Here is a 23,152-nt window from a genome sequence, read left to right as displayed (position 1 = left end):
GGGATCCGCTGCCGGGGCGGCGCCGGGGGTGTTCCGTCGAGATCGATTTGCGCGAGGTGGTTGACAGCGCACCGTGATCCCCCTCACCATCATGGTCAAGCATTTTAGTCGTGTGACTAAGACACTGACTGAGCGATCTTGAGAGGACCGAGCGCATGGCAGCAACCACGACGATCACCGCGCCACCGACGCGACCGGGGGTGGTGCGGGTCGTGAGCGAGGACGACGCCACTCCGCTGGCGCGCCTGGTCGGACGGACCCTGCAGCAGGCACTGCACTCCGGTCATGCCCAGGAGGTGCTCGAGACGACCGTCGGGACCGTGGTGGTCCGTTCCCACGACACCCCGCAGGTCGCGACCATCGCCTTCAGCGGCGGGACGATCGACGTGGCGTCCGGCGCGCAGCCGGAGCCCGGCGCGACCGTCGTGGTCGACCTGAACGCGCGCTTCGCGCTCACGCAGGAGCCTGAGGGCGACGGCGTCCTGGCGGCCGCAGCATTGCAGGCACTGACCCCGCCGGTCCCGCACTGGCGCGAGGCCGCGCGCCGCTTCTGGGCGGCCACCCGCGAGATCCCGGGCATACCGGACGTCCTGGTGGTCGAGGCGGTCGGCCCGGACGGCTCCGAGCACGACCGCTTCGGTGAGGGTACGACGACCTACGGGATCGCCGGCCCCGCCGACCTCCTCGCCGGCATCTTCAGCGGCGCCGACGACCTCCTCGTCTCCCTGGCCGCCGGCGTGCGGATCCAGGGCACCCTCTCGCAGCTGTCCGTGATGACGGCTGCCTCCTGGAAGGTCCGCTTCGATGTCTGAGACCGCCACCACCGGCACCACCGTCCGCAAGGCCGTCCGCCTCGAGGCGACGAACCACGAGGGCAGCCTGCTCGGCAAGAACGTGTCGCCGGCGAAGTTCGAGGCCGGCAAGGAGAGCGGCTTCGCATTCGCCGACATCCTGTTCGCGATCGACCTCGGCAACGAGATCGTCTTCGGCGACGCCTTCCCCGAGTGGCGCGGCAACCTCTACGACATCGCGATGGTCCCGGACCTGACCACTCTCGTCGAGTGGAAGCCGGGCCTGGACTCGGTGATCGGCGACTACTGGCTCAAGGATGGCAGGCCGGTCCCGATCTGCCCGCGCAACCTCGTCAAGGGGCTCGTGGCCCGACTCGCCGGCCATGGCTACACCGCCACCGCCGCTGTCGAGATCGAGGCGACCCTCTTCGAGGAGTCCGTCCAGGAGGCCCGCGCGCGGGGCTACCGCGACCTCACTCCGCTGGGCGGCAGCACCGGGGCGACGTACCACCTGGCCAGGTCCAGCGACTGGGTCTCCTACATGGAGGCCGTGGTCGACCGTCTCGACGAGGTGGGCATCGGCTGGGAGGCGTGGACCGACGAGGCGGCGCCCGGCCAGACCGAGCTCAACATCGCGCCGACCGACCCGGTCCGGCTCGGGGACAGCTGGGCGCGCACCCGGCAGGTGATGCGCGAGGTCGCGCACGAGCTCGGTCACACGGTCTCGTTCATGGCCAAGCCCACCGCCGGCTTCGGTCAGGGCGCGCACATCAACATCTCCCTCCAGAGCGACGGGGTGAACCAGTTCTTCGCCGAGGACGGCCTCTCCGAGGTGATGGGCCACGCTGTCGGCGGCCTGCTCGCCACGATGGCGGGCGCGACCTCGATCGTGATGCCGCAGATCACGTCGTACCGCCGGCTCGTCGACCTCACCGGTCCGCCGACCACGATCAGCTGGGGCGTCAACAACAAGACCGCCGCGGTCCGTGCGATCACGGGCCACCCCAAGTATTCGAGGCTGGAGTACCGGCTGCCCGGCGCCGACGTGAACCCCTACTTCGCGATCGCCGTCGTGCTGGCCGGCGTCCTCGCCGGGATCGAGAAGCAGATCGAGCCGCCGGCGCAGGTCACGGACATGGCCTGGGCCCTGCCCGACAGCTCGGGCGTGGAACGGATCCCCGACACCATGTCGAAGGCCGGTGCCGCGCTCGCCGCCGACCCGTTGCTGCGGGAGTACCTCGGCGACGAGTTCGTCGACTTCTGGGTCGCGTCGCGTCGCTGGGAGTGGATGGAGTTCCACACCAAGGGCGGCGACCCGTTAGCAGAGCTCTCCGCGTGGGAGTCCCGGCGCTACTTCGAGTTCCCGTGAGCGCGCGCAGCGAGGCCGCACGGCGGCCGTTGATCGGCATCACCGGACGCCGCTTCCGCCTCTCCCTGATCGAGGGCTCCGACGAGAGGTACGGCGACCGGTGCATCGACACCGCGATGTCGGACTTCGCGACGCGGATCGCCGAGGCCGGCGGGCTGCCGGTGCACCTGTCCTACGACACCGACCCCGAGGCCGTGTGCGACTGGCTGACGGGTGTGGTCGTCACCGGGGGCCAGGACATGCATCCGGCCTGCTGGGGTGGCGACACGTCGGTGGTCCGCGGCATCGACCCGCGGACCAACCCGATGGTCCACGACCGCGAGCGCGACGACTATGAGATCGCTGTGGTCCGGGCGGCCCTCGACCGGGGGATCCCGGTGCTGGGCGTCTGCCGCGGCCTGCAGGTGCTCAACGTCGCGCTCGGCGGCACGCTCGTCGCGGACCTGCCGCCCGGCGCGATCAGCCACCTCTCCGCGGAGACGGCCCCCACCGACGGGACCGTCGACCACCTCGTCTCCTTCGAGCCCGGGTCCATCGTCGCCGGACTCTTCGACGGCGACGTGGTCACGAACTCCTGGCACCACCAGGCCGTGGACCGCTGCGGGGTGGGGGTCGTCGTGACCGGCCGCACTTCCGACGGCGTCGTCGAGGCGATCGAGGTGCCCGGCCACCCGGTCCTCGGCGTGCAGTGGCACCCGGAGTGGATGAAGAGCGCCGACCCGACGTTGACCTGGGTCGTCCGGGAGGCGACCCGCCTGCTCGAGAACAGGAGTCACCCGTGAGCCTCCATCCCTTCGTCGACGCCGCCCCGATGGCGGCCGACCCGACCATCCCCACCCTGACCGGGCTGTTGGCGCAGCGCGCGGCCGACTCGGGTGAGCGCGAGTTCCTCCGCTTCGGCGACTGGTCGTGGACCTTCGCCGAGATCGACGCCTGGACGTCGCGCCTCGCACACCGCCTGATCGAGGTCGACGGGGTCCGTCCCGGCGACCGGGTCGCGATCATGCTGCCCAATGTCGTGCACTGGCCGGTCGGCTGGCTCGCGGCGCTCAAGGCGGGGGCGGTCGTCGTACCGGTCAACTGCTCGTACCAGCGCGCCGACCTCGCCTTCGTCCTGCGGGACTCCGGCGCCCGCGTCGTCCTCACCGACGCCGAGCGTGTCGGCCTCGTCGCCGAGGTGGCCCGTGCGGAGGGGCTGGAGGTCGACGTGCTCGACGTCGCCGAGGACGGCTCCGAGCCCTTCCCGGCGACGGCGCCGGACCGGGTCGTCGACGCGGACACGCTGGCCAACCTCCAGTACACGTCGGGCACGACGGGCTTCCCGAAGGCGTGCATGCTGACCCACGACTACTGGGTGCGGCTGGGCTGGCTCTGCTCCGGCACGGCCGGGCTCGGCAGGGACGACGTGCTGCTGACGGCGCAGCCGTTCTCCTACATGGACCCCCAGTGGAACACCGCCGTGGCGCTCACCGTCGCTGCGCCGCTCGTCGTGCTGCCGCGATTCTCGGCGTCGACGTTCATGGCCGACGTACGACGGCACCGGGCCACCTTCGTCTACGTCCTCGGCTCGATGCCGACCCTGCTGTTCAAGCAGCCACCGGCCGACGAGGACCGCGACAACGCCCTGCGGGCGGTCTTCTGCTCGGCCATTCCGGTCGCCCTGCACGCCCAGCTCGAGGAGCGGTGGGGTGCGCCTTGGCGCGAGGTCTACGGCATGACCGAGTCGGGGATCGACCTCTACAGCGCGTTCGAGGACACCGCCTCGGTCGGGAGCGGCAGCCTCGGCCGGCCGGTGCCGACCAAACAGGTGCGCGTCGTCGACCCCGCCGACCCGGCGGCCGGCGAGGTGCCGGCCGGTGAGCCCGGCGAGCTGGTGATCTCCGGGCGGCCGATGATGAGCGGCTACTGGCACCGGCCCGACGCCACCGCGAGCACGCTGCGCGACGGCTGGCTGCACACCGGTGACCTCGTCGTACGACGGCCCGACGGCGGCATCCAGATCGTCGGCCGGATCAAGGACATGGTCCGCCGCGGTGGCGAGAACGTCGCCTGCGCGGAGGTCGAGGCCGTGCTCGAGCGCGACGACCGGGTCGTCTCGGCGGCCGTCGTCGCGGAGCCGGACGAGGTCCTGGGTGAGGAGGTCAAGGCGTTCCTCCAGCTCAGGGAGGGCGTCCGCGCCGACCGTGCCACCGCCCAGGACATCGTGACGCGGGCCGGCGCAGAGCTCGCCCGCTTCAAGGTGCCGCGGTACGTCGAGTTCGTCGCCGACTTCCCGCGCACGCCCTCCGAGCGGGTCTCGAAGCCCGCGCTCAAGGCCCGGGCTGCCGAACAGCCCGGGACCACCCACGACTTCTCTCCCCGAAGGAGCTGACCATGACCTCCCTGACCTCCGACGTCGTCCGCGACGTCGCCGTGCTCACCCTCGACCGTCCGGACAAGCTCAATGCCCTCGACGTCATCACCCGGCTCCGGCTGGCCGAGCTGATCCGGGAGCACGGCACCGGCGACACGGTGCGCGGCATCGTCCTCACCGGCCGGGGCCGCGCCTTCTCCGCCGGCGAGGACCTCAGCCAGGCGCCGACCACCGAGGAGGAGGTGCACGCCGCGTTCGAGAGCTTCCACGACATCACCCGCGCGATCCTGGAGACCCGGGTGCCGGTGGTCGCGGCGGTCAACGGCATCGCCGTGGGCGGTGCCTCGGAGATCACGTTGTGCTGCGACACGCGGATCGGGACGCCCGCGACGTCGTACTTCCAGCCGGAGAACGGGCGTGGGCTGACCATCTCCAACGCCACCAGCCTGCTGCTGCGCCGCCTCGTCGGCAACCACGCGATGCGCATGGTGCTGGCGTCGCCGCGCGTCCCTGCGGACGAGGCGCTGCGGATCGGCCTGCTCGACGAGGTCGTCGATCCCGACACCCTGCTCGACCGCGCCATCGACATCGTCCACGCCTGGACGCCGGAGGGCGGGACCACCGCGCTCCACCTCGCCCTGCTGCGGCCGCTGCTCGCGGAGGTCGAGGCGGCGTTCGAGCGCGAGGACGCCGCCGCCCACGAGGCGTGGACGAGCGGACTGCTCACCGCCGGCGTCGCCGGCTTCTGGACCACCAAGGCTGAGGAGGCCACCGCATGATCACCACCCGAGCCGCCGTCCTGAACGAGATCGGCGCACCGCTGGAGCTGACCGACATCCGCGTGGACGACCCGGCGCCGCACGAGGTGCGGATCGCGGTGACCAACGTGGGCCTGTGCCACAGCGACCTGCACTACATGACCGGCACCGTGCCGACCGAGCTCCCGGTCGTCGTGGGCCACGAGGTCGCGGGCATCGTGGAGTCGGTCGGCTCGGCCGTCACCTCGCTGCGGCCCGGCGACCGCGTCACCGGCGCGTTGACGCCGCCGTGCGGTGGCTGTGTCAACTGCGACGCGGGGCACTCGACCCAGTGCCTGCGGCTGGACGAGGTGCGCCTGCGGCAGCGGCCCGCCTTCGAGACCGTGGACGGGCGCCCGATCGAGCGGCTCGCGGCGATCGGTGCGTTCTCGCAGCACATCCTGCTGCGCGAGAGCGCGCTGGTGAAGCTGCCCGACGACGTCCCCCTGCACGTGGGCTGCCTGCTGTCCTGTTGCGTCATCACCGGCGTCGGCGCGGTCTTCCGCGGTGCGCAGGTGCGCCCCGGCAGCACGGTCGCGGTGATCGGCTGCGGCGGGGTCGGCTCCGCGATCATCCAGGGCGCGCGGCTCGCCGGCGCCTCCGCGATCGTGGCCATCGACCTCGACGACGACCGGCTCAAGGCCGCCCGTGGGTACGGCGCCACGCACACCATCAACGGAGGCGACGGCGACACCGTGGCGGAGCTGCACCGCCTGCTCGGCGACGGCGTCGACTACGCCTTCGAGGCGGTCGGCTCGGCCCGGACCGCGGAGACGGCGCTCGCCCTGCTCCGTCCGACCGGCACCGCGTGCCTGGTGGGCATCGCGCCGATGGGCACGGAGCTGACGGTGCCCGCGCTCGACTTCTTCTTCCAGGAGAAGCGGCTGATCGGCTCCTACATGGGCTCGGGCCAGGCCCGCGAGGACATCGCCCAGTTCGCCCGGCTCTACCAGCAGGGCCGGCTGCTGCTCGACGAGATGGTCACCCGGGTCGTCCCGTTCGCCGAGATCAACGAGGGCTTCGAGCAGATGAAGTCCGGTGACGTCACCCGCATCGTCGTCGACCTGCGGGCCTGAGAGAGGGACTCCCATGAGCAACCAGATCACCATCCCGCAGCCCGTCAACTTCATCGCCGACGAGTGGTGCGAGGGCACGACCGGCGACGCTTGGAATGTCGACCCCAACACCCGGGAGCCGGTCCACCGGCTCGTGTCCACCTCGGCCGACGACGTCGAGCGGGCGCTGCGCCACGCCGAGCAGTCGTACGACGCCCGTCCCTGGGGCGAGGAGGAGCGCCACGAGCGCGCGGCCGTCCTCGACCGGGTCGCCGATCTCGTCGAGGCGCGGATCGAGGACATCGCCCGCACCGACGCCCTGACCAGCGGTACGCCGATCGGCGTCACCCGCCTCGTGGCGGCCTTCCTGCCCCACCGGATCCGCGCCTCGGCGGCCGACCTGCGCGCGATCCCTCGCGTCACGGCCCTCGACGCCGGCGGCCGCGACGTCCGGCTCCACAAGGTGCCGTGGGGTCCGGCCGCGATCCTCACGCCGTGGAACGGGCCCAGCTTCATCCCGGCGGCCAAGGTGGCGAGCGCGGTCGCGGCCGGCTGCCCGGTCATCCTGAAGCCCTCCGAGCACGCGCCGGGCAGCGCCCAGGTCGTCGTCGAGTGCTTCGTCGAGGCGGGCCTGCCGTCCGGTGCGCTCCAGCTGGTGCACGGCACCGGTGACGTCGGCGCCCGGCTGACCGGCGACCCGCGCGTCAAGATCGTCTCCTTCACGGGTGGGCCCGGCGCCGGCCGTGCCATCGCTCGGGCGGCAGCGGAGGACTTCAAGGTGCTGCAGCTCGAGCTGGGTGGCAACAACCCGGTCGTCGTACTCGACGACGCGGACGTGGACGTCACCGCCGACGGCATCCTCGAGGGGATGACCAAGCTCAACGGACAGTGGTGCGAGGGGCCGGGCAAGGTGCTCGCGCCGCCGGCCCTCGTCGGGCCGCTCGTCGAGGCGCTGACCGAGCGGGTCTCCAAGCTCGTGGTGGGCCACTCGCTCGACGAGGACAGCCAGGTCGGTCCGATCTCGAACGCCCCGCACTTCCAGACCCTGCAGGCCCGGATCGACGGCCTGCGCGGCCTGGGCGCCGAGATCCACCAGCCGGCGCGCCTGCCCGATCTCGGCGGGTTCTTCCTCTCGCCGACCGTGGCCGTGGGTGCTGACGCGGCACAGGCGACCGCGGAGTTGTTCGGCCCGGTGGTCTCCGTGCACGGGGTCGACTCTGCGGAGGACGCCCTGCGGATCGCGAATGCGAACCCGTCGGGCCTGGACGCCTACGTCTTCGGCACCGACACCGACCGGGCGATCGAGGTCGGCGCGCGGGTCGTGGCAGGGGAGGTGCGGGTCAACGGCGCGAAGATCGCCGACCTCGGCGACGACTCGGCCCAGAGTTTCTGGGGCCCGTCGGGCATCGGCGGCCATGGGCCGAACGAGTCGGTCCGGGTGTTCTGCGGTGACCGGGTCGTGGGCGTGGACTCGCCCGACCTGCCGCTGTGACCTTGCCGCTGTGACCGTGTCGCTGTGACCGTGTCGCTGTGACCGCGGGCGCGGCGCGCGGTCGGTGCCTCAGGCGCTGGCCGCGCGCTTGCGTCGCGGGCGCTTGGCGGCGGCGCTTCCGAGCCGCGCCGAGAGCCAGCTCTCGAGTACCGAGGCCGTGACGTCCATCAGGGCATCGGCGGCCTCCCGGTCGCCGTACGTCAAGAAGTTGATGGCAAAGCCGTCGGAGAGTGCCCCGACGACGTAGGGAATGTCCTCGACGACCTCGTCGGCGACGCCCTCCGCGGCGGCGACCCGGCGCATGGCCTCGAGGCCGGCGCCGAGGGCCTGGTCGTAGACGGCGATCCCGCGATCGCCGTGCTGGCGCCGGGCCCAGTTGATCAGCTCGATCGTGGTCGCAGCGAAGCTGGGCGAGTCGCAGTAGCACTCCATGAGACCGCGCAGCATCGCCTGGGCCGTCTCGAGCACCGTCGTGTGCGGGTCGCTCTGCTCGATGACCTCGCGGAACCTGCCGGCGACGAACTCGAAGACATCGGCGAAGAGGTCCTCCTTCGAGTCGTAGCAGTAATGGACCATCGCGACGTTCGCCTTCGCCTGGTCGGCGATCCGGCGCGTGGTGGCGCCGTCGATCCCATGGGTGGAGATCACCTCCACCGCCGCCTCAACGAGCTCGCGACGTCGCTGGGCGACGGGAATCCGTGCCATCGGCGGCCTCCGTGATCGGGCGCCCCGACTAGGACGCTTGTCTAAGTCAACCAGACCCTACCAGAGCCTCCCGCGCGACGGGCTAGGAACTTGGTCAAACATCTTGGTCATACATCTTGATTGGATGACTAACTTCGGCGTACCGTATGAGCCGGATCACACCACCGCCCGAATCGGAGACCAGTCATGTCCCAGACCCAACAGGCAGCCGGAACCGGCCGTCGTACGACGAGAGGCCGTGAGCCCGGCCGGGCAACGCTCGTCGGCATCGGATCCCTGCTGGTCGTGCTGACCAACGCGGTGATCTTCATCCTTCCGCCGCTGCTGCCCGTCATCCAGGCGCAGTACGGCCTCGCCACCGTCGCCGAGGTGACCTGGCTCTACACGGTCCTCACCCTCGGTGGTGGCGCCGGATTCATCCTGCTGCCCCGCCTGGCCGACCTGCACGGCGACCGCAACGCCAACGTCGCCGCCGCGGCCTTCCTCACCGTCGGCGCCCTCGTCCCGGCGATCGGTGACTCCTACCCGACGCTGCTGGTCGGCTGCGCGCTGATGGGCTTCGGCGGGGCCGCCCAGGTGCTGCCCCTCGGGTTCCTGCGCCGGGGCCTGGGCGAGAGCGGCATCACCGTCGCCGTCGCGGTCCTGGTCATCGGCACCGGCGTCGGCATCGTCGCCGGGATGATCGGCGGCGGTCTCATCGTGCAGACCCTCTCGCTGCAGAGCTTCTTCGTGGTCCTCACCGCGATCGGCGCGGTGACCACGGTCGCGTCGTACCTGCTGATCCCGCACCTCCCGCCGGCCGAGCGCGGCGGGCGCATCGGCGTGGTCGGCACCGTGTGGATGATCGCGTGGGTCGCGGCGATCCTGCTGACGCTGACCCAGGGCCTGGTGTGGGGGAACGCCGCCCTGATCCCGCTCGTGCTCGGTGTGGTCGGTGGCATCGCCTGGTTCCGGGTCGAGCGCCGGTCGTCGAACGCGGTCTTCGATGTCGCGCTGATGAAGGCGCCCCTCGTCACCGCGTCGTGCATCTGCATCACCCTGTTCGCCGCGGTGAACGCCGCCTTCCTGCTCCTCGTCAGCACCTATGCCCAGATCATCCCCGCGGCGCTGCGCCCCGTGGACGCCTACGGTCTCGGCCTGAGCGCGCTCGACACCGGCTGGCTGATGCTGCCCTTCGCGCTGACCTTCGTGGTCGGTGGCGCCATCGCCGACCGCCCCGTCAACAACGGCCGCGTGGTCCCGGTCTTCGTGAGCGGCGCGCTCATCAGCGCGGCCGGCCTGGCCTGGCTCGCCCTCGCCCACGACCAGCAGTGGCACTACCTCGTCGGCGCCGCCGTCATCGGACTCGGCTGCAGCATCGGCTACGCCGCCGGCTTCACGCTGGTGCAGCTGGCTGTCCCCGAGGAGAAGGCCGGGATGGCGACCGGCGTTGCCGGCACCTTCCTCGCCGTCGGCTTCGCGTTCGGCACCGCCCTGGTCAGCGCCGACCTCAGCGCCTCGCTCGTGCCGGTTCCCGGAACCACCCTCGAGGTCGCCGCCGAGAACCTGTACGGCGTCGGCTACTGGCTCGCCGGCGCGCTCGCCCTGGCCGTCGTGCTCACCGTCCTGGTCTCGACCAACCGCAGCCGGCGTCGTACCGGCGGCGTCGTGGCCTGACCGTCCCAACGAACGAAGGAACTGTCATGAAAGAAGACATCTACGGCCTGACCTTCCTGGTCGCCGACCTGGTCATGATCGTGTGCGGTTACTGGGCGGGCTGGCGCTTCCTCAAGCACCACCGCAACTACCTGCTCGGCATCGAGTGGTGCATCGTGGCGACCTCCGGCACCAACTTCCTGGTGTGGGCGTTGCGCTTCGCGGACGACCCGGAGGGTGGTGAGGCGAGCGGGCAGTACGCCTTCGCGTTCTTCCTCGACGCGTTCTCCCGATCGATCGGGATCACGCTGCTGCTGGTGGTCGGCCTGATGGCCGTGACCCACCGTTACAAGGCGAGCCTGGCGGTCGAGCTCGGCATCTTCGCGCTGGCGATCGGCAGCGGCCTGTTCCTGGCGCAGCCGAAGTACCGCGCCCACGTTGACGCCAACGGTGAGTTCGTCCTGCACCAGGGCCCGGCCACCTTCTACCTGGTGGTCAACCTGGTGACGCTGGCCTTCCTGCTGTACTTCGTGAAGCGGCTGTGGGACATCGGAGCCACCCGGGTCGCCGTCGCGACGCTCGCCGTCAGCCTCGCGGCGACGGCCATCGCGCTGACCTACGACTTCTTCCCGCTGCCCGACTCGGTCGACCCGCTCGAGGACCGCGCGCTCTTCTACACGTTCGCGCTGACCGTGTGGGGGCTGCAGATGCTGACCTACCTGTTCGCCTACCGCGCGCTCGACGACCACAACAAGGCATCGGGCATCGCTCCGGCCGACGACCACCGCAAGGCGGTGCGGGCATGAGGACCGACGGCGTCACCTACGAGTCCTTCAGCGGCTGGGTCGACGCACCCACCGACCTGCGGCCCGCCGTCGACGGCGACGTGACCTGCCAGGTCGCCGTCATCGGCGGTGGCATCGGCGGGATGTCGACCGCCCTGCGGCTCGCGCAGCGCGGCCAGGACGTCGTGCTGGTGGAGGCGGAGTTCTGCGGCCACGGCTCGAGCTCGCGCAACGCCGGCCAGCTGGCCGGCGCCCCCGGCGGCGACCTCCAGCTGCTCAACCTGCTCTCCCGCAAGAAGATGCCCGGCATGATGCGGCTCGCCGAGAACGCCGCCCATCACGTCGAGGACTTCATCGCCAAGCACGACATCGACTGCGAGTACGAGGCGACGGGCAACGCCTTCGCCGCCGTCTCCCGCGGACAGATGGGGCGGGTACGCCGGGTCGCGAAGATCGTGACCCGCGCCGGTGGGCACGTCGAGGTCGGCACCGCTGCCGAGCTCGGCATCCCGCGCGGCTTCGTCGGCGGGATGCGCGAGACGGTCGGTGGCCGGATGAACCCGGGCAAGTTCTCGCTGGGCATGCGCCGGGTCCTGCTCGACTCCGCCGCGCGGGTCTTCGAGCAGACGAAGGTCACCGACGTCGTGCGGGATGGCGGGCAGATCGTCCTGACGACGTCGGGCGGACAGGTGCGGGCCGACCAGGTCGTCCTCGCGACGAACGCCTTCGCCGGCGAGTGGGACATCACCCCGAAGCACCTCTCGGTGCCGATCTACGTGATCGAGGTCGAGACCGAGCCGATCGACCCCGGGCGCATCGAGGCCCTCGGCTGGACCAGTGGGATGGGGCTGGTCACGCAGCACGCGATCATGGAGAACTACCGGCTCACGCCGAGGGGCACGATCGTCTTCGGTGTACGACGGCTGGAGCGCGGCACGTCGTACCCGCTGCCGGAGCGGACGCCCGACCCCGGGCTGGTCGAGGAGCTGGCCGGTGCCTTCGCCCGGCGCTTCCCGTCGCTCGCCGATGTCGCGGTCGAGCGCGCGTGGGGCGGGTGGATCGCGATCACCTCCTCCTGGCTGCCGCTCGCCGGCCGGATCGGCGACGACGTCCACTACTCGATCGCCTGCAACGGGCACGGGCTCGCCCAGGCGCCGTACGTCGGGACGCTGATCGCCGACGCCATCGTCGACGGCGAGCGGCACGAGGACCTCGAGACGATCTGGCAGGAGGAGCCGAGGTTCCCGCGGCCGGTCATGATGGGCCGCGCCGGCCTCCGCACCATCTGGGCCGTCGACCGCTTCAACGACATGGTCAACGGCAGTCGCCGCAATGCGCGGAAGGGTGCGCGAGAAATGGCCTGAGTTTCTTGCAAGGTCGGCGCCGTGCGGCGCTCCTACCCGTGAGCCCGGCACCCGCCCGGCGCCGACCACCTCACGCAAGGACCACTGCCATGACCAGCTCCACCCGCATCCAGATCGCCGCCAAGCTCGCCCTCGCCGGCGCCGCCGCCTTCGCCGGCCTCGCCGCCACCTCGACCGCCGCCCACGCCGGGACCTGCGGCTCGGAGCCGAACCTCGTCTTCGCCAAGCCCGGCGTGACGACCTACGGCACCGGCTGCGCCGACAAGATCATCGGCACCTCCGGCAACGACACCATCTACGCCCTCGGCGGTGATGACGAGGTCCTCTCCGGCACCGGCGCCGACACCGTCTACGGCGGCACCGGCAACGACGACCTCTACACCGGCAGCGGCGCCGACCAGGTCTTCGGTGACTCCGGCAACGACTTCGTCATGGGCGGCTTCGACAACGACACCGTCAACGGCGGCGCCGGCGACGACGTGCTCCGCGGCGAGGAGGGCAATGACGTCCTCATCAGCTACGCCGGCGCGAACGTGGCCGACGGGTCGGACGACCTCTACGGCGGCGACGGCAACGACTACCTGAACGGCTACGAGGGCGTCGACTGGCTCGAGGGCCAGTACGGCGACGACACCCTCGAGTCGCACGAGGTCACCCCGGCCTACGACCACCTCGTCGGCGGCCAGGGCAAGGACAAGTTCGCGGTCAAGGACGTCATCGAGCACGACGCCGCCCACCGCGACGACGTGGACGTCGACAACTTCGACGTCGCGGTCACCAACAAGAACGCGACCGACACGATCCACTGAGCCGTCCTCCGGACCGGCTCCCGGGCCACCGGCCGCGCACCGTCGACGGTGCGCGGTCGGTCGGCGTCCGCCGCCGTACCGCTCGGGAATCCAGTGGCACCCGCCCGCGTTGTTGCCTACCGTGACCCGCATGTTCGCCGCCCGCACCGCACTCCCGACAGTCGTCCTGTCGGCTGTTGCGCCGTGCGCCGACGCCGCGAACGTGAAGCTGGCCGGCGCGCGACGCTGACCCTCCTCCCGCCCCAGCGGGACCGAAGGAGGAGGGTCGTCTCCTCCCGGTCCCGGGCGCGCGGCCCTGGCATGCCGCCGCGCCACGACGTCCTGCCGACGCATCACTCACAGAAAGCACCACCATGGCCAAGAGCCAGTTCGTGCGGACCAAGCCGCACCTCAACATCGGCACGATGGGTCACGTCGACCACGGCAAGACCACGCTGACCGCCGCGATCACGAAGGTGCTCGCGGACGCCGACCCGACCCGCAACTCGTTCGTCGCCTTCGACGGCATCGACCGGGCACCGGAGGAGGTCCAGCGCGGGATCACCATCAACATCGCCCACGTGGAGTACGAGACGGCGACCCGTCACTACGCCCACGTCGACATGCCCGGCCACGCCGACTACGTCAAGAACATGATCACCGGCGCCGCCCAGGTGGACGCCGCGATCCTCGTCGTGTCGGCGCAGGACGGCGCCATGCCGCAGACCCGGGAGCACGTACTCCTGGCGCAGCGGGTCGGCGTGCCGTACCTCGTCGTCGCGCTCAACAAGTCCGACACCGTCGACGACGAGGACCTGCTCGACCTCGTCGAGCTGGAGGTGCGCGACCTGCTCGGCGAGTACGGGTTCCCCGGCGACGAGGTCCCCGTGGTCCGGGTCTCCGGGCTGAAGGCCCTCGAGGGCGACCCGCGCTGGACGCAGTCGATCGTCGACCTGCTGCAGGCCGTGGACGACTACGTCCCCGTCCCCGACCGCGAGCTCGGCGAGCCGTTCCTGATGCCCATCGAGAACGTGCTCACCATCAGCGGCCGCGGGACGGTCGTCACCGGTGCGGTCGAGCGGGGTTCGCTCCGCGTCGGCGACACGGTCGAGGTCGTCGGGCTCGGCCCGACGGTGGCCAGCGTGGCGACCGGGCTGGAGACCTTCGGCAAGACGCTCGACGAGGTCCAGGCCGGCGACAACGCGGCCGTCCTGCTGCGCGGCGTGCGTCGTGAGGACGTACGACGCGGGCAGGTCCTCGCCGTACCGGGCTCGGTCCGCCCGCACGCCAGGTTCACCGCGAACCTGCACGCGCTGACCGCGGCCGAGGGTGGACGGCACACGCCGTTCGCCGCCGACTACCGCCCGCAGTTCTACTTCCGCACGACCGACGTGTCGGGCGGGATCGACCTGGGGGACGTCGCGCTGGTGATGCCGGGTGACACGGTCGAGGTGACCGTCGAGCTCGGCAAGCCGGTCGCGATGGAGGTCGGCCTCGGCTTCGCCGTCCGTGAGGGCGGCCGGACCGTGGCCGCGGGCACGGTCACCAGCCTGCTGGAGGACTGACCCACGAGGTGCTGCGCCCGGCACGCACGAGATGCGTGCCGGGCGCAGCCATGACCTCCCACGTCATCGACGGTACGACGCCCGGTCGGCCACCCTCGGAGACTCACCCCGCCAGCCCGCCCCGAGGAGGCCCCATGTCCGCCGTCACGACCGATCAGCCCGGCCGGCTCGACCCGCTCGACCCCCTCGCCCGGCAGTGGATCGAGGGCGTGCTCGCGGCGTCGCCGATCGCCCGGCACGTCGGCATCACCGTCCTCGACGCGGGCGTCGACGAGGTCCGCCTGGGACTGCGCTTCCGCGACGACCTGACCACGGTCCCCGGCGTACTCCACGGCGGCGTCGTCGCGACCCTCGTCGACGTCGCCGGGGCGTCGGCCTCGGCGTCCGGCCTCACCTCCGCCGACGCAGCGACCGGCGGCGCGACCACCCACCTCGACGTCGCCTATCTCGCCGTCGCCGGCTCCGACCTCGTCGCGACCGCGAAGGTCGTGCACCGCACCCGCACCGGCACCCACACCCAGGTCGCGGTCCACGACGCCGACCACACCCTCGTCGCCACCGCCTCCGTCACCAGCCGCATCTTCCACTGACCGTCGACTTGCCCCGTTTCGCCGGCGACTTGCCACTTTTCTGGGTCGACTGGCCGAAGATCCGAGTCGAGTTGCGCGCACGTCCGCAGCCTCGGGAACTCGATCCACCGAAGTGACAACTCGATCGGCCGAAGTGGCAACTCGGCCGGTAAGAGTGGCAAGTCGGCGGGCGGGGGTGGGACGGGTGACGCCCGTCACGGGTACGACGGGTAGCCTCCGGTCGTGCCCCAGATCGTCGTCCTGACCGGTGCCGGCATCTCCGCCGAGAGCGGGGTGCCGACCTTCCGCGACGCCGACGGGCTGTGGGAGGGCCACCACGTCGAGGACGTCGCGACGCCGGAGGGCTTCGAGCGCGACCGGGCGACCGTGCAGCGCTTCTACGACGAGCGCCGGGCCGCGCTGGCGACGGTCGAGCCGAATGCCGCGCACCGCGCACTGGCCGAGCTCGAGGAGACGATGGGCGACGCGCTGCTCGTCGTCACCCAGAACATCGACGACCTGCACGAGCGGGCCGGGTCGACGCGGGTGGTGCACATGCACGGCGAGCTGCTCAAGGCGCTGTGCCGCTCCTGCGGGGTCGCCTCGCCGTGGACGGGCACCCTGCTCGACGAGCCCGCCTGCCCCGGCTGCGGGGTGCACGACCTGCGGCCGGACGTGGTGTGGTTCGGCGAGGTGCCCTACGAGATGGACCGCATCACCGACGCGCTGACCGACGCCACCATGTTCGTCTCGATCGGTACGTCGGGGGCGGTCTACCCGGCTGCCGGTTTCGTGCAGCACGCGCGCCGCCACGGCGCCCGTACCCTCGAGCTCAACCTGGAGCCCAGCGAGGGCACCCACTTCTTCCACGAGGCCCGGCACGGCCGCGCCGGCGACCTCGTGCCCGCCTGGACGCGCGAGGTCCTCTGGACCTGATCACCGGTCGCAGGCGCCGCAGCGGCTACCGTTTCGCCATGCGCCCTGCACTCTCGATCGCACTGCTGCCCCTCCTCGCCCTCGGACTCGCCGCCTGCGGCGACGACGACAGCAAGGGTTCCGACTCCGCCGGCGACGACAAGTCGAGCGAGTCGAGCCAGACCTCGAACTACGAGGACACCCCCGTCGACCAGATCGGCGAGGACGTCGAGGCGGCGATGAAGGCCCTCGAGACCGTCCACCTCGCCGGCAACATCGTCGACGACGAGGGCCAGAAGATCCTGATGGACGTCACCGTCAGCCGCGGTGGCGACTGTGAGGGCACCATGCAGATCGAGGGCGTCGGCTCGATGGACATCATCGCCGTCGAGGGCGTCTCCTACTTCAAGGCCGACGACGCGTTCTGGAAGAGCCAGGGCGGCGAGCAGGCGTCGGTGATCACCGGCCTGATCGGCGACAAGTGGACGACCGACTCCTCGGACCCCGAGGGCTTCGCCGAGCTCTGCGACCTCGACGAGCTGCTGTCCGACCTCAACTCCGACGACATCGCCGGCGACGACTCCAAGGTGACCGGAACGCAGGACGTCTCCGGCAAGGAGACCGTCACCATCGCCTTCACCTCCGACGACGGCAACCAGGGCACGGCCTACGTCGCGGCCGAGGACCCGCACTACTTCGTGCGCTTCGACGTCCCCGAGGAGGGCGCGATGGGCTTCAGCCGCTTCGACGAGCCGCTCGAGGTCGAGAAGCCCGCGGCCGGCGAGATCTTCGACCTGGCCAAGCTCAACTGACCCGACCCGCTCCACCGACCCGACCCGGCGCGTACGACGCGCCGGGTCGCGTCGTTTCCGGCGGTCAGCGCCGGGCGAGCTCCTCGTCCATGATCGCGGCCAGCCGCTCCCGGTCGTCGCCGAGGCCGAGCGGCTCGAGCCAGTCGAGCACGGTGGCACGGAAGAGCTGGCCGGACTCGATCACCCGGGGGTCGCAGTGGCCGGTGGACTCGAGGGTGACCACGCCGTAGAGCGCCGACCACGAGCGCATGTAGATCCAGAGCAGGCCGCGGTCCTCGGCCGGGATGTGCTCCGCCCGGGCCGGGATGAGCGGGTCGAGGACGGCGTCGCGGATGACCGGGTCGAGCTCGTCGAGCGACGGGAACGGGAAGCGTCGCTGCTCCCAGATCTGCCAGAGCAGGTCGGTGAAGAAGTGCCCCGACGTCGAGACGGTGAGCAGTTCGCGGCGCTGGCTGTCGGCCTCGGCGATGGGGTTCGCGAAGACCAGCGCGAACTCGCGGGGCTTGCTGAGCGCCCAGTTCCGGAAGCGCACGCACGCCACCGCCAGCCGGGCGGCCGGGTCGTCCTCGGTGAAGCGCTCGGCGGCCGCGGCCCACTCCGCGGTCGCCGCCTTGTCGAGCTCGAAGGCGACCAGGTCGACGAGCTGCTGGTAGTTCGCGACATAGCGGTAGAGCGCCGGGGCGGTCATCCCCATCCGCCCCGCGACCGCGCGCAGGGACAGGTCGGCGCCCTCGGCGAGCAGCTGGGCGGAGACGGCCACGATCTCGTCGTACGTCGCCTCGCGCTGCTTCTCGCGGCGGGTGACGGGCGCGCGCAACTGGCCCACAGGACTCCTCGGGTGGTGGGGGAGAGCACTTGACGCGGCGAGTTTACACCGTTTACGGTTAACGGCGTTAACGAAACTGACGCAGTTTCACTGGCACTCGGGCCGAACCCGGAGGAGACGTCATGATCGAGCGATGGGGCGCCCTGGTGGTACGACGGGCGGTCGTCGTCCTGCTGGTCGGGCTCGGCATCACGGCCGCCGCCGCGATCGCCGGCATCGGCCTGGAGGACAAGCTCTCGGCCGGCGGCTTCGACGACCCCGGCACGGAGTCCTCGCGCGAGCTCTCGCTCGAGCGGGACACCTTCGGCAACCGCTCGATCGACGCGATCATCCTCTTCTCCAGCGACGACGCGACGGTCGGCGACCCCGGCTTCGAGAGGGAGGTGGAGCGGACCGTCGACGCCATCCCCGCCGACACCGTCGTCTCCGTGCTCACCTGGTACGACGTCGAGGACCCCGCCATGGTCAGCAAGGACCGGCACGCCACCGCCGTCTACGTGTCCCTGGCCGGAGAGACCCAGAACGACTTCATCGACTCCTACGACGAGCTGCGGCCGGTCGTGGAGACCAGCTCGCTCGACGTGGCCTTCGCCGGGCCGTACGCCGTCTACAGCGACGTCAACGAGGAGACCAAGTCCGACCTGCTGCGCGCCGAGCTCGTCTCGATGCCGATCGTGCTGCTGCTGTCGCTGATCATCTTCCGCAGCGTGGTCGCGGCCCTGATGCCGCTGCTGGTCGGCGCGGTCGCGGTGCTCGGCGCCCGGGCGACGATCGCCGGCCTCAACGAGGTGGTCGACGTCTCGATCTTCGCGCCCAACATCATCACCCTGCTGGGGCTGGGCCTCGCGATCGACTACGCGCTCTTCGTGGTCTCCCGCTTCCGCGAGGAGATCGCCCGCACCCCGGGTGACACCCGCCAGGCGCTCGTGCGCACGATGGCGACCGCGGGTCGCACCGTCGCCTTCTCGGCGCTCACCGTGGCCGCGGCGATGAGCTCGCTGCTCGTCTTCCCGCAGACCTTCCTCAAGTCCATCGGGTACGGCGGCATCGCGGCGGTCCTGATCGCGATGGTCGCCGCCCTCACCGTCCTCCCGGCCGCGCTGGCCCTGCTCGGCACCCGCATCGACGCCGGCCGGATCCCGTTCCTGCAGCGCAGTGCGGCCGTCGAGACCGACCACGGCGCGTGGGCCCGGCTCGCCGCCGCGGTCATGCGCCGCCCGGTCCTCGTGGCCGTCGGCGTGGTCGCCGTGCTGCTCGTCGTCGCCTCGCCGTTCCTCGGCGTGAAGTGGGGCAGCGTCGACTACCGCGTCCTGCCCGACGACACCCCTTCGCACATGGCCGCGGAGCGGCTCAACTCCGAGTTCGGGGCCGAGCGCTCCACCGCCAACGTGCTGGTGACCGGCGCGGACGAGGCCGGCCTGGCGTCGTACACGAAGGAGCTGGGCGCGGTGCCCGGGGTCGTCGACGTCCGTCCCGTGGAGGTCGAGGGCGACACCACGCTGCTGCGGGTCGCGTGGCGGGGCAACAGCCAGACCGAGCAGTCGCAGCAGGTGGTCCGCGACCTGCGGGCCGTCGACAGCCCGGCCGGCTCGGAGGCGCTCGTCGGCGGCCTGACCGCGGACACCGTCGACCTGGCCGAGTCCGTCGGCGACCACCTGCCGCTGATGGGCCTGATCGTGATCAGCGTGATGCTGGTGCTGCTCTTCCTCGCCTTCGGCTCGGTGGTGCTGCCCCTCAAGGCCGTGCTGATGAACGCCTTCTCGATCACCGCGTCCTTCGGCGTGGTCACCTGGATCTTCAGCGACGGGCACCTCGCCGACCTGCTCGGGTTCACGCCGCAGGGCTTCCTCGACCTGACCAACCCGATCGTCATGCTGGCCGTGCTCTTCGGCCTCTCGATGGACTACGAGGTCTTCCTGCTCTCGCGCGTCCGCGAGCAGTGGGACGCCACCGGCGACAACGACCGCGCCGTCCAGACCGGCGTGCAGAAGACCGGCCGGATCATCACCAGCGCGGCCCTCCTGCTGGCCGTCGTGATCGGGGCGTTCAGCCTCAGTGGCGTCGTCTTCATGAAGATGCTCGGCCTCGGGATGCTGGTCGCGATCCTCGTCGACGCCACGGTCGTGCGGGCCCTGCTCGTGCCGGCGACGATGAAGCTGCTGGGCCGTTGGAACTGGTGGGCGCCCGCCCCGATGGCCCGCTGGTGGGAGCGCCACGGCTTCCGCGAGGAGTACGACGACCCGGCGGCCGAGCCCGCGAAGGTGCCCGCCGGCGTCTGACCTGCCCGGTCACCCGGACTCCGGCCGGGGCCCGTCCACCCACGGGCCCCGGGAGCGGGCTGAACCGTCCCGCCTGCTGCGCGGCGCGATGCGCGCCCGCTGGCTGCGTTGCCGACCCTCCACGTGCGTCCAGCATGCGTTCGCGCCGGCGCCTTGCCATCGGACGCGCCTCACGCCGCTCGCGACGACGGGCCGGTTCAGCCCGCTCCCGGCCGGGACGATGACAGATCTGGGAATTCCGCCCGGATCGGGCCCTGGACGTCCCCATACTGTCCCCATGGGGCCGTTCATCAGGGTCGGCGCGATCGACAACCACCCGGTGGTGCTTGCCGGGGTCGGTGCTGCCCTCACGCAGACGGCGCCCGACCTCCACCTGGTCGCGATCGCCGACTCGGTCGACGCGCTGCTCGAGGCGGCGCCCGACGGCCTCGACGTGGTGCTGCTCGACCTGCACATGCCCGAGCAGCCGCCGGCCGAGGAGGCCGTGGCCCGGCTGACCGCGCTCGGGATCGTGGTGCTGCTGTTCACCGCCGAGGAGAAGCCGGTCCCGGTCCGCCGTGCGATCGCCGCCGGCGCCGCCGGTCTCGTGCTCAAGGTCGACCCCGCCGAGCGGATCGCGCAGTCGATCCGCGACGCCCTCGCCGGGGAGCTCGCCTGCTCCGGCCAGGTCGCCGCCGCGCTGCTCACCGACGCCTCCCTGGCGACCCGCCTGTCCGAGCGGCAGATCGAGATCCTCCGGGCCGTCAGTACCGGCCTCCCCTACCGCCTCGTCGCCCGCCAGCTGGGCATCAGCGAGGTCACCGTGCGCGAGCACCTCTCCCGTGCCGCCCGCGCCTACCGCGAGGGCGGCGTCGACATCGGCAACGTGCACGGGCTGATCAGCCGGGCGCGGGCTGAGGGTCACCTCGACGAATGAGGGTGGCCAGGTCCGGCGGGCCGGTGATCACGCACGCCTCCGGGTCGGCGTCCACCTGCCACGCCACCGGCAGCTGACGGGGGAGCCGCTCCACGACCTCGGGCGGTGGCCCCGGCACGATCACCACGGTGGCCTCGTCGGCGTTGCCGGAGACCGTCACGTGGCTGGGCCCGAACCGTCGTACCGCTCCCAGGGCCGCGGCCAGGGTCCGCGTTGCCGGCGGCGGCTCGGGGAGGATGGTGTCGACCTGGGCGCCGGTACGCCGCAGCGCGTCCAGCTCGGCCCGCAGCGCCTCGTGCTCGGGGCCGGGCAGGTAGAGGCAGTCCCGCACGGCCTGGGCCAGCAGGCCGGGCCCGGGGCCGGGCGCGGCGGTGTCGTCGCCGACGCTGCGCAGCGCCGCCACGACCGGGCGCAGGGTCGGCCCGAGGGCGACCCGCACCGCCCGGGCCCACGCGGTGGACTGGCTCGCCTCCGGCTCGGTCAGCACCCGGCCCGCCCGCCGGCACACGGCGACGATGACCGCGACGAAGAGCGCGTTGAGCGGCTGGACGAACAGGATGTGGGGCAGGTCGACGGCCGTGGCGCCCTTGTCGAGCGCGACGAGCGTGATCACCACCGCGTTCGGCACGAGCAGGAGCAGCACCATCCGCACCGAGATGACCCATGCGGTGGCGAGCGCCGGCAGCGCGCTGAACTCGATCAGCCACGACTCCGTGCCGCCGAGGCCGTCGGCCGAGACGCTCGGCAGCGCCACCAGGAGTACGACGGCCGGCACGCCGCCCACGAGCAGCAACGCCGCCGGGTGCAACGGTCCGCGGCTCATCGCCCGGGTCAGCAGCACCACCACGACCGCGATCACCGCGGCCCCGCCGTAGGACCACGGCTGGAGGGGGACGTCGATCGTCAGCAGGGCAGCGGTCGCGAGGTAGCCGGCGGCGAGGATCGCGACCGCGCGCAGCGCCACCCGGCCCGGGTCGACGACGGCGGCCCGGATCAGCCGGTCGTGCTCGGGCGCCATGCCCAGCAGCCGGCTCACCAGGCGACCGCGCCACACGAGCTCGACGACCGTGCCGGCGCCGGGGGTGCCGGTGATCCGCGCCGTCGCGCCGATCGACTCCATCCGGCCGACGATGGCGACCCGGATGCCGACACCGGGCGTCCCGGCGAAGCCGGCGCCGTGGTCCTCGACCCGGATCCTCAGGGCCGTCGGGCGTCGTACCAGGGTCACGGTGGCGTGCCGCTGACCGCTGTGGCGCGACACGTTGCGCAGCGCCTCGACGGCCGCGCCGACCATCGCCTCGCGCACGGCCTCCGGCAGGTGGGTGCGGGGCCCGCGGACGACGAGGTCGACGTCGAGCATCTCCCGCGCGGCCGCCGAGCGCAGCGCCGTCGCGACGTCGGCGGCGTCCTCCCCGTGCGCGGGCCCGGCCAGCCGGGCGAGCGCCGATCCCGCGGCGCTTCGCGTCTCGGCCGCGCCGGGGATGCTGCCGACGGCGAGGAGGGTCGGCACGAGGTCGTCGTGGAGGAAGGCGGTCGTCTCGACCTCGGCCGCCGACAGGTGGGCGCGGTGGACCTCGCGGTGGCTCGCGATCAGCGCCTCGGCGCGGGCCGACGCGCGGCGCATCTGGGTGACGAGGTAGAGCGCGGCGAACGCCGTACCGCAGATCAGCACGGCCTCCTGCAGCCCGAAGACCAGCCCGTCGGTGCTGCCGGCGCTCTCCCAGCGCAGGGTGACGAAGAGCGCGGCGATGAGGAGCATCGCGGGAACGGCCCGTTGGCGCCGGACGGCGATCACGACCAGCATCGGCTCGACGAGGTGGACGATGGGGGAGTCCGCGGCACCGGCCACCGGCACGCTGTCGCGGGGCATCCACGCGCCGACGACGAGGGCGACCGTGCACAGGAGGACGTCGAAGCCGGACGGTCCGCGACCGAGGCAGCGCAGCGCCACCGTCCCGACGCACATGATGATCGCCGCCGCCGAGCTCACCTCGACCGGGTCAAAGCTGTCCATGGCTGCGAACTGGACCGCGAACACCAGCGTCTTGGCCAGGATCACCATGCCGATGGACAGGTTGAGGCCGCGCTCGACCGAGGCGCCGAACGAGCGCCCGGACAGCCGATGAGCCCCCATTC

20 protein-coding genes are annotated in these 23,152 nt (G+C 71.8%); 17 read left to right on the top strand and 3 right to left on the bottom strand.

Translation table 11 applies throughout. From position 1 onward, the window contains the following. Window positions 1-155: 155 nt before the first annotated feature. Genes BJ993_RS07620 through BJ993_RS07590 form a run of 7 tightly spaced genes read left to right on the top strand, consistent with a single transcriptional unit; the run spans window position 156 to window position 7,857 of the window. Window positions 156-812, top strand: coding sequence for a hypothetical protein (locus tag BJ993_RS07620; RefSeq protein ID WP_179648291.1), 657 nt, complete (start codon window positions 156-158; stop codon window positions 810-812). Further along, on the top strand, window positions 805-2,160 hold the full coding sequence (locus BJ993_RS07615; protein WP_179648290.1) for a glutamine synthetase family protein: 1,356 nt from the start codon (window positions 805-807) through the stop codon (window positions 2,158-2,160). The genes BJ993_RS07620 and BJ993_RS07615 overlap by 8 nt, the downstream gene beginning before the upstream one ends. Next, a complete protein-coding gene (locus tag BJ993_RS07610; RefSeq protein ID WP_179648289.1) occupies window positions 2,157-2,942 on the top strand; it encodes a gamma-glutamyl-gamma-aminobutyrate hydrolase family protein in 786 nt (261 codons plus the stop codon). Before BJ993_RS07615 ends, BJ993_RS07610 begins: the two co-directional genes overlap by 4 nt. After that, a complete protein-coding gene (locus BJ993_RS07605) occupies window positions 2,939-4,531 on the top strand; it encodes a class I adenylate-forming enzyme family protein (protein WP_218864629.1) in 1,593 nt (530 codons plus the stop codon). Before BJ993_RS07610 ends, BJ993_RS07605 begins: the two co-directional genes overlap by 4 nt. Before the next feature lie 2 nt (window positions 4,532-4,533). Further along, window positions 4,534-5,292, top strand: coding sequence for an enoyl-CoA hydratase/isomerase family protein (locus BJ993_RS07600; protein ID WP_179648288.1), 759 nt, complete (start codon window positions 4,534-4,536; stop codon window positions 5,290-5,292). Next, window positions 5,289-6,386, top strand: a complete 1,098-nt coding sequence (locus BJ993_RS07595; RefSeq protein WP_179648287.1) for a Zn-dependent alcohol dehydrogenase — start codon at window positions 5,289-5,291, stop codon at window positions 6,384-6,386. The genes BJ993_RS07600 and BJ993_RS07595 overlap by 4 nt, the downstream gene beginning before the upstream one ends. 13 nt (window positions 6,387-6,399) lie before the next feature. Next, window positions 6,400-7,857, top strand: a complete 1,458-nt coding sequence (locus tag BJ993_RS07590; protein ID WP_179648286.1) for an aldehyde dehydrogenase family protein — start codon at window positions 6,400-6,402, stop codon at window positions 7,855-7,857. Window positions 7,858-7,926: 69 nt separating this feature from the next. Here BJ993_RS07590 and BJ993_RS07585 read toward each other — a convergent pair whose 3' ends face one another. Next, the gene (locus tag BJ993_RS07585) at window positions 7,927-8,562 is read right to left on the bottom strand and encodes a TetR/AcrR family transcriptional regulator (protein WP_179648285.1); all 636 of its coding nucleotides are present in this window, start codon (window positions 8,560-8,562) and stop codon (window positions 7,927-7,929) included. Window positions 8,563-8,748: 186 nt separating this feature from the next. On the opposite strand from BJ993_RS07585, the gene BJ993_RS07580 reads away from it, so the two are divergent. The 8 genes from BJ993_RS07580 (at window position 8,749) to BJ993_RS07545 (ending at window position 16,995) form a co-directional block, all read left to right on the top strand. Further along, on the top strand, window positions 8,749-10,218 hold the full coding sequence (locus BJ993_RS07580) for an MFS transporter (RefSeq protein WP_179648284.1): 1,470 nt from the start codon (window positions 8,749-8,751) through the stop codon (window positions 10,216-10,218). Between the two features lie 26 nt (window positions 10,219-10,244). Continuing rightward, on the top strand, window positions 10,245-11,003 hold the full coding sequence (locus BJ993_RS07575) for a transporter (protein ID WP_179648283.1): 759 nt from the start codon (window positions 10,245-10,247) through the stop codon (window positions 11,001-11,003). Continuing rightward, window positions 11,000-12,346 carry an NAD(P)/FAD-dependent oxidoreductase gene (locus BJ993_RS07570; RefSeq protein WP_179648282.1) on the top strand — a complete coding sequence of 449 codons (1,347 nt, stop codon included), beginning with the start codon at window positions 11,000-11,002 and terminating at the stop codon, window positions 12,344-12,346. The genes BJ993_RS07575 and BJ993_RS07570 overlap by 4 nt, the downstream gene beginning before the upstream one ends. Window positions 12,347-12,435: 89 nt before the next feature. Next, entirely contained in the window at window positions 12,436-13,155 is a 720-nt protein-coding gene (locus BJ993_RS07565; RefSeq protein ID WP_179648281.1) for a calcium-binding protein, read from the top strand. A gap of 353 nt (window positions 13,156-13,508) precedes the next feature. Further along, a complete protein-coding gene (tuf, locus tag BJ993_RS07560; protein WP_036549097.1) occupies window positions 13,509-14,699 on the top strand; it encodes an elongation factor Tu in 1,191 nt (396 codons plus the stop codon). Window positions 14,700-14,833: 134 nt separating this feature from the next. After that, window positions 14,834-15,289, top strand: a complete 456-nt coding sequence (locus BJ993_RS07555) for a PaaI family thioesterase (RefSeq protein ID WP_179648280.1) — start codon at window positions 14,834-14,836, stop codon at window positions 15,287-15,289. A 222-nt stretch (window positions 15,290-15,511) separates the two neighbouring features. Continuing rightward, complete coding sequence (locus BJ993_RS07550) at window positions 15,512-16,204, top strand: NAD-dependent deacylase (RefSeq protein ID WP_036549092.1); 693 nt, start codon at window positions 15,512-15,514, stop codon at window positions 16,202-16,204. A gap of 38 nt (window positions 16,205-16,242) precedes the next feature. Continuing rightward, on the top strand, window positions 16,243-16,995 hold the full coding sequence (locus BJ993_RS07545) for a LolA-like protein (protein WP_179648279.1): 753 nt from the start codon (window positions 16,243-16,245) through the stop codon (window positions 16,993-16,995). A 64-nt stretch (window positions 16,996-17,059) separates the two neighbouring features. On the opposite strand, the gene BJ993_RS07540 is transcribed toward BJ993_RS07545, so the two are convergent. Further along, window positions 17,060-17,821, bottom strand: a complete 762-nt coding sequence (locus BJ993_RS07540) for a TetR/AcrR family transcriptional regulator (RefSeq protein WP_179648278.1) — start codon at window positions 17,819-17,821, stop codon at window positions 17,060-17,062. Between the two features lie 122 nt (window positions 17,822-17,943). Between BJ993_RS07540 and BJ993_RS07535 the strand changes: the two genes are divergently transcribed. Together BJ993_RS07535 and BJ993_RS07530 are read left to right on the top strand one after the other, a co-directional pair. After that, on the top strand, window positions 17,944-20,100 hold the full coding sequence (locus BJ993_RS07535; RefSeq protein ID WP_179648277.1) for an MMPL family transporter: 2,157 nt from the start codon (window positions 17,944-17,946) through the stop codon (window positions 20,098-20,100). Window positions 20,101-20,377: 277 nt separating this feature from the next. Continuing rightward, window positions 20,378-21,016, top strand: a complete 639-nt coding sequence (locus BJ993_RS07530; RefSeq protein WP_036549085.1) for a response regulator — start codon at window positions 20,378-20,380, stop codon at window positions 21,014-21,016. Here BJ993_RS07530 and BJ993_RS07525 read toward each other — a convergent pair. Then, window positions 20,979-23,150, bottom strand: coding sequence for a sensor histidine kinase (locus BJ993_RS07525; RefSeq protein ID WP_179648276.1), 2,172 nt, complete (start codon window positions 23,148-23,150; stop codon window positions 20,979-20,981). The genes BJ993_RS07530 and BJ993_RS07525 overlap by 38 nt on opposite strands. Window positions 23,151-23,152: the final 2 nt, after the last annotated feature.

The organism is Nocardioides aromaticivorans (assembly GCF_013408525.1).
GTDB classification, from domain to species: domain Bacteria; phylum Actinomycetota; class Actinomycetes; order Propionibacteriales; family Nocardioidaceae; genus Nocardioides; species Nocardioides aromaticivorans.
The sequence above is the reverse complement of the archived record's forward strand: the minus strand, read 5'-3'. Positions and strand labels throughout refer to the sequence as shown.

What these genes read in the sequence shown, in the direction of transcription:
- BJ993_RS07620 (WP_179648291.1), top strand. Translation starts at nt 156, where the DNA reads ATGGCAGCAACCACGACGATCACCGCGCCACCGACGCGACCGGGGGTG.
- BJ993_RS07615 (WP_179648290.1), top strand. Translation starts at nt 805, where the DNA reads ATGTCTGAGACCGCCACCACCGGCACCACCGTCCGCAAGGCCGTCCGC.
- BJ993_RS07600 (WP_179648288.1), top strand. Translation starts at nt 4,534, where the DNA reads ATGACCTCCCTGACCTCCGACGTCGTCCGCGACGTCGCCGTGCTCACC.
- BJ993_RS07595 (WP_179648287.1), top strand. Translation starts at nt 5,289, where the DNA reads ATGATCACCACCCGAGCCGCCGTCCTGAACGAGATCGGCGCACCGCTG.
- BJ993_RS07590 (WP_179648286.1), top strand. Translation starts at nt 6,400, where the DNA reads ATGAGCAACCAGATCACCATCCCGCAGCCCGTCAACTTCATCGCCGAC.
- BJ993_RS07585 (WP_179648285.1), bottom strand. Translation starts at nt 8,562, where the DNA reads ATGGCACGGATTCCCGTCGCCCAGCGACGTCGCGAGCTCGTTGAGGCG.
- BJ993_RS07580 (WP_179648284.1), top strand. Translation starts at nt 8,749, where the DNA reads ATGTCCCAGACCCAACAGGCAGCCGGAACCGGCCGTCGTACGACGAGA.
- BJ993_RS07575 (WP_179648283.1), top strand. Translation starts at nt 10,245, where the DNA reads ATGAAAGAAGACATCTACGGCCTGACCTTCCTGGTCGCCGACCTGGTC.
- BJ993_RS07570 (WP_179648282.1), top strand. Translation starts at nt 11,000, where the DNA reads ATGAGGACCGACGGCGTCACCTACGAGTCCTTCAGCGGCTGGGTCGAC.
- BJ993_RS07565 (WP_179648281.1), top strand. Translation starts at nt 12,436, where the DNA reads ATGACCAGCTCCACCCGCATCCAGATCGCCGCCAAGCTCGCCCTCGCC.
- tuf (WP_036549097.1), top strand. Translation starts at nt 13,509, where the DNA reads ATGGCCAAGAGCCAGTTCGTGCGGACCAAGCCGCACCTCAACATCGGC.
- BJ993_RS07555 (WP_179648280.1), top strand. Translation starts at nt 14,834, where the DNA reads ATGTCCGCCGTCACGACCGATCAGCCCGGCCGGCTCGACCCGCTCGAC.
- BJ993_RS07545 (WP_179648279.1), top strand. Translation starts at nt 16,243, where the DNA reads ATGCGCCCTGCACTCTCGATCGCACTGCTGCCCCTCCTCGCCCTCGGA.
- BJ993_RS07535 (WP_179648277.1), top strand. Translation starts at nt 17,944, where the DNA reads ATGATCGAGCGATGGGGCGCCCTGGTGGTACGACGGGCGGTCGTCGTC.
- BJ993_RS07530 (WP_036549085.1), top strand. Translation starts at nt 20,378, where the DNA reads ATGGGGCCGTTCATCAGGGTCGGCGCGATCGACAACCACCCGGTGGTG.
- BJ993_RS07525 (WP_179648276.1), bottom strand. Translation starts at nt 23,150, where the DNA reads ATGGGGGCTCATCGGCTGTCCGGGCGCTCGTTCGGCGCCTCGGTCGAG.